5 protein-coding genes are annotated in these 4301 nt (G+C 54.1%); all 5 read right to left on the bottom strand.

The features are described 5' to 3' along the window. A partial coding sequence (locus ACEW8P_RS11415) for a TonB-dependent receptor domain-containing protein (RefSeq protein WP_373513208.1) occupies positions 1–1100 on the bottom strand: 1100 nt, incomplete at its 3' end. Next, positions 1054–1980, bottom strand: coding sequence for a carboxypeptidase-like regulatory domain-containing protein (locus tag ACEW8P_RS11410; RefSeq protein ID WP_373513207.1), 927 nt, complete (start codon positions 1978–1980; stop codon positions 1054–1056). The genes ACEW8P_RS11410 and ACEW8P_RS11415, both read right to left, overlap by 47 nt. Positions 1981–2361: 381 nt before the next feature. After that, positions 2362–2784, bottom strand: a complete 423-nt coding sequence (locus tag ACEW8P_RS11405) for a hypothetical protein (protein WP_373513206.1) — start codon at positions 2782–2784, stop codon at positions 2362–2364. 57 nt (positions 2785–2841) lie between these two features. Further along, positions 2842–3168, bottom strand: coding sequence for a nuclear transport factor 2 family protein (locus tag ACEW8P_RS11400; protein ID WP_373513205.1), 327 nt, complete (start codon positions 3166–3168; stop codon positions 2842–2844). 323 nt (positions 3169–3491) lie between these two features. Then, on the bottom strand, positions 3492–4301 hold an 810-nt coding region (locus tag ACEW8P_RS11395), incomplete at its 5' end, for an ABC transporter permease (protein WP_373513204.1).

The raw sequence follows: 4301 nt of genomic DNA, 5'->3' as shown, positions 1-4301 counted from the left end.
TTCGGAAAGGTAGTTCCCTCCAGAAAGGCATTCCGGGGGTCTTTCAGGGCTGAAAACCGTTTCCGCAGGGCAGTGATATTGCTACGCCAAGTCCACGATTTCCCAAAGTTCATAATCAAATCACCCTCCAGGCCCAGGGTGTTCACCCGGTCGGTATTCTCGTACCGCCTCACCCGTCCGTTGCCCAAAAAGATGATGTCGTTCTGCCCACGCCAAAAGCCGTTCAGGGTGGTGCTGACGGCCAGGTCGCGCGGAAATTCGTGCTGGTAGTGCAGGCCCAGGTTGACGTTGTCGCTATTTTCGGGAATCAGGTCGGTGTTGGGCAAGATGTCGGTTCCGTTTCCCACAAACTGCTCGAAAAAGGGAATCAGAAAGCCCCGCTCGTACGAAGCGCGGGCAAAGAAATCATCCGTGAAGTTGTACTTCAGGCCCGCATTCCAGCCCCAGAAACCGTCCTCTTTTTCAACCGGCAGAAGGGTGTTGTTCTCCGCCCCGTTCACCCGGTAGTCGAAGCGTTTCAGCGCGGCCGACACCTCCACACTCTCGGAAAATCTCCCGTCGTACTGTAGGCCGGCGATGTTCTTGGCGAGGTACTGTGGAATGTTCAGGTAGTCCCTTTCACCTTCTTCCGTGAGGTGGTCCCGGCCGGTCAACTGCTGGTGGGCCCAGAGGTTGGATACCAGCAGCCGTTGCTTCGGGGAGGCTTCCAGGACCAGGGTGGTGCGGTTGATGAGATTGTTGTAGTAGGTGTCATAATTCGATTGGCCCGCGTATTCACCGGGTGCCGAACGGCCCACCACCTGTCCGCTCCAGCTGTAGACATTGGCCGTGGTATCCACAAAATTAAGTGCCTGACGGCTGTAACTGGAAAGGGCACTGGCCTTGAAACGCTCATTCAAGAAGTTTTTGTCATAGCGGGCGCTCAGGGCGTAGTTCCGGGCCTGGTATCCCACTTCTCCGAAGGCCGTTGTACTCACCCTAGCTCCGTTCTGGAGTTCCTTGAAACCCGTGGAGTAGTTGGCGGTGAATCGTAGCTCATCGGCCCATTTCCTGCTATGGATCCCGAAGGAAACACCCCCGAACGATGCCGTAGGCGTCATGGAAACGCCTGACTTGTTCCACCCTGTTTTTTTCAAAAACCAGGGCATACATCGGGTAGTCGTTGTCGGAATAATGGTAGCTGGCATTGGCATTGATAAAAAAGTTCCCTGTATTGGCCAGGCCGATTTCAAAATCGGCCAGATGCGTGTTGAAGGAGCCCATGCTGTAGGATGCGCGGAGGTGCGAATGGGCTTTTTGCTCGGTGATGATATTGACTGCCCCGCCCATCGCATCGGCCCCGACATCGACGGGGATTACGCCCTTGTAAACGTCCAGCCGCTTGATTGTGCCGAGCGGAAGCGTGGAAATATCGAAGCTGGGGTAAAGGAATTCCATCGGCAGCCCGTCCACGTAAAACCGGACGGCGCTGCCCCTCATGCCGTTGATCGAGATGTCCGACCTCTCGCCCAAGCTACTGGACCTTCTGATCCGTACGCCGGCAATCCGGTCGGCTATGTCCGTCAGCAGGTTGTTCTGGGTAATCACCTCCCGGATGTCGATGCTGGAAATGGCAATAGCTTTCTGCTGTTGAATTGGGGACTGCTTTTCCGAGGCGACCACCACCTCATCAAGGACCCGCGACACTTCGGTCATTTGCGCATTTTCGGTGGAACCGGGATTCTCCACCCGGATGGTTTTTGTGACCTTCCGGTAACCGATGAGCTGGAACACCAGGCTGTAAGTGCCGTAGGGTATGTTCTCGAGCAGATACTGGCCCGTTTCATCGGTGGTGGTGGCAAAATCCGTGTTTTCCAGATAAACGCTCATATGGGGTAAAGCTCCGGACTGAGTCGTTTGCACGAGTCCGGTCAGATTCCCCTGCTGCGCCCCGGCTAGGAAAGGGAACAAACAGCACATCACCCAGTAGAATTTCATCATATGGATTTATTCAATTTACCCGATCCGAAGTTCCACAACAAAGTTAGATTACGGCCCTGCCGCTGGCGGCCTGCCTGGCACCCTTGGCGGTGCGGCTGCCCCGGCGCTTCCTGAGTCTCCGCTCCGCCTGCATATCCGGGTCAACCTTATCTACTGATGCCTGCCAAAAAGGTATACCTCGCCTCGCCCGGCCAGCGGTTGCTGAAAGTGTGGGCGTCTGCTGTGAGCGGCTGTTTTAATTCAGTGTGGAATTCGAAATGGAAATTTCGGCTTTGTGATCAAATGCTTCCACAAATGAAGCAAAAGGAGCAGAGGCTTAAATAGATGATCCAGGGCAGGGGCAGGTTGATGCTTGCAACCTGCCCCTGCCCTGGATAGCCATCAATTCCCGGCGACCAGAAGGCGCCTGGGCATCTCGTAAAGGGTCTGGGTGGAGAGGCGGATTTCCTTGGTAACCTCCTCGGTTCCGTTCTTCACCACTACGGTGTAGGTGCCGTCCCTGATTTCGGCGAAGTTCAGTAGCCGGGCGCACTTCTGCTGCCTTCTGCCCAGGGACTCCCTATGCAGCTCCCTGCCCCGCTCGTCCAGCAGCATGATCACCAGCTGAGCCCCCAATTTTTTCTCGATTAAAAGGTTCATCGTCAGCGAGTTCTTTACGCGGTACATGCCCACCTCGAAGGAGCTTTTCGGCGGCTGGACGGTGGCAGGATCCGGCTGGTTGCCGTCGGCGCGGGCGCTGGGTGAGAGGCTCACAAGCAGGCCGAATGCGGCGGCTAGTAGCAGAGTGTCAACATTTTTTTTCATGGCTTTTTTTGCTTTGTTATTGTGAAATGGATGAGATGCTCGGGAAAAACGCACCGCCTACTGCGGCCGGTGCGCAGACTTAGGGGGTGACTGCCACAGCACGTTGACGATATACCAAGTGCCGTTCTCCTTCACCAGGTGTATATAGTCGATCCCCCAAACGGCCCTTACCCGGGCCGAGGCCGTCTTGTCGGAAACTTCGAATACCTCCGCCTCCCGGGGCGACTGGGCGTTGGCCCGGTTGCCTTCCCTGTTCCAGCTCTTGGCCAGGCTGATCAGCGCCGGGAAGGGCATCTCCAGCTGCCTGGAGTAGCTCTCGGCTTTGGGGCTGTAGGAGAAGCCGCGCTTCTGGAGGCTGGGATGGATGCTGCGGTAGGCAAACACCGAGTAGTTCTTCGGCCAGATGAATGGCTTTTCTGGATTCGCCGGTCTGGGTATTGGCCTGACGGTTCTGGGCCTTGAAGCTACTGGAACTAAGCACCTGCGGTAAATCCAGTTCCGTTCTTTTTTGGGCACTGGCCTCCGGGCCCCCCCACTGGACCAGTGCGCCTAGTGTCAATCCAATCAGAATATTTTTCATAAAAAACCAACTAAGTAGGTGCTATGTCACTATTTGGTTTATAATAATCCAGGGTCAACTTCTCGAAGGGCACCGCTTGATAGTCAAAGCATTCAACATAAGGAACATGACCTGAGGTACCCCCTTCCTACTCACTTCGCAGCGACTTCACCGGATTCATTAACGCTGCTTTGATGCCATGAAAACTTACTGTTAATAAGGTTAAGAGCATTGCCCCAGCCCCGGCGACAGCAAATACCCACCACGGTATATCAGTACGGAAGGTGTAGTTCTGGAGCCACTCATTGACAAAATAGTAGGCTATGGGTGAGGCGATTACGAAACTGATAAGAACCAAAAGCATAAAGTCTTTTGACAGTAACTGCCATAGGCTGAGCACTGAAGCGCCCAGCACCTTACGTACTCCAATCTCCTTGGTACGCTGCTCGGCTACAAAGGAAGCCAGCCCGAACAGACCCAGGCAGCTGATGAAGATAGCCAGTGCGGCAAAGAAGCTGGCCAACTTACCAATGCGCTCTTCCTGTCCGAATTTAGTGGCGTATACTTCATCCACAAACTTATACTCGAAAGGTGCTGACGGATTAAATTTTCGGAATATTCTCTGTATCTCAGAAATGGACTCGCTAGTACTGCGTTCCCGGTTCAGCCGAAGCGTAATAGTAGTACGGAAGTCATGTCCCAGCATAAAAATAGTTGGCATGACTGGCTCAAATGGATTACTCATGACCACATCCCGGATTACTCCTACTACTTGCAAGGTCTTGCCCGTACCGCCCCATTTGATGGATTTCCCCACGGGATTCTGCAGGCCCATATACTTGACAGCGGACTCATTGAGTACCATGCCCAGCGAATCAGTTGAGTATTGTCTCGAAAAATCCCTCCCCTGCAGAAACTCCCAGCCTACAGTTTTCCCAAAATCATAACTTACGCCAAT

Source organism: Persicitalea sp., from assembly GCF_041751555.1.
Lineage (GTDB): Bacteria > Bacteroidota > Bacteroidia > Cytophagales > Spirosomataceae > Persicitalea.
Note: the sequence above shows the minus strand (reverse complement) of the source record. Positions and strands in the feature narration are given on the sequence as shown.

Bases quoted from the DNA above. Each gene is read 5' to 3' on its own strand.
- ACEW8P_RS11405 (WP_373513206.1), bottom strand. From the start codon at position 2,784: ATGAAAAAAAATGTTGACACTCTGCTACTAGCCGCCGCATTCGGCCTG.
- ACEW8P_RS11410 (WP_373513207.1), bottom strand. From the start codon at position 1,980: ATGATGAAATTCTACTGGGTGATGTGCTGTTTGTTCCCTTTCCTAGCC.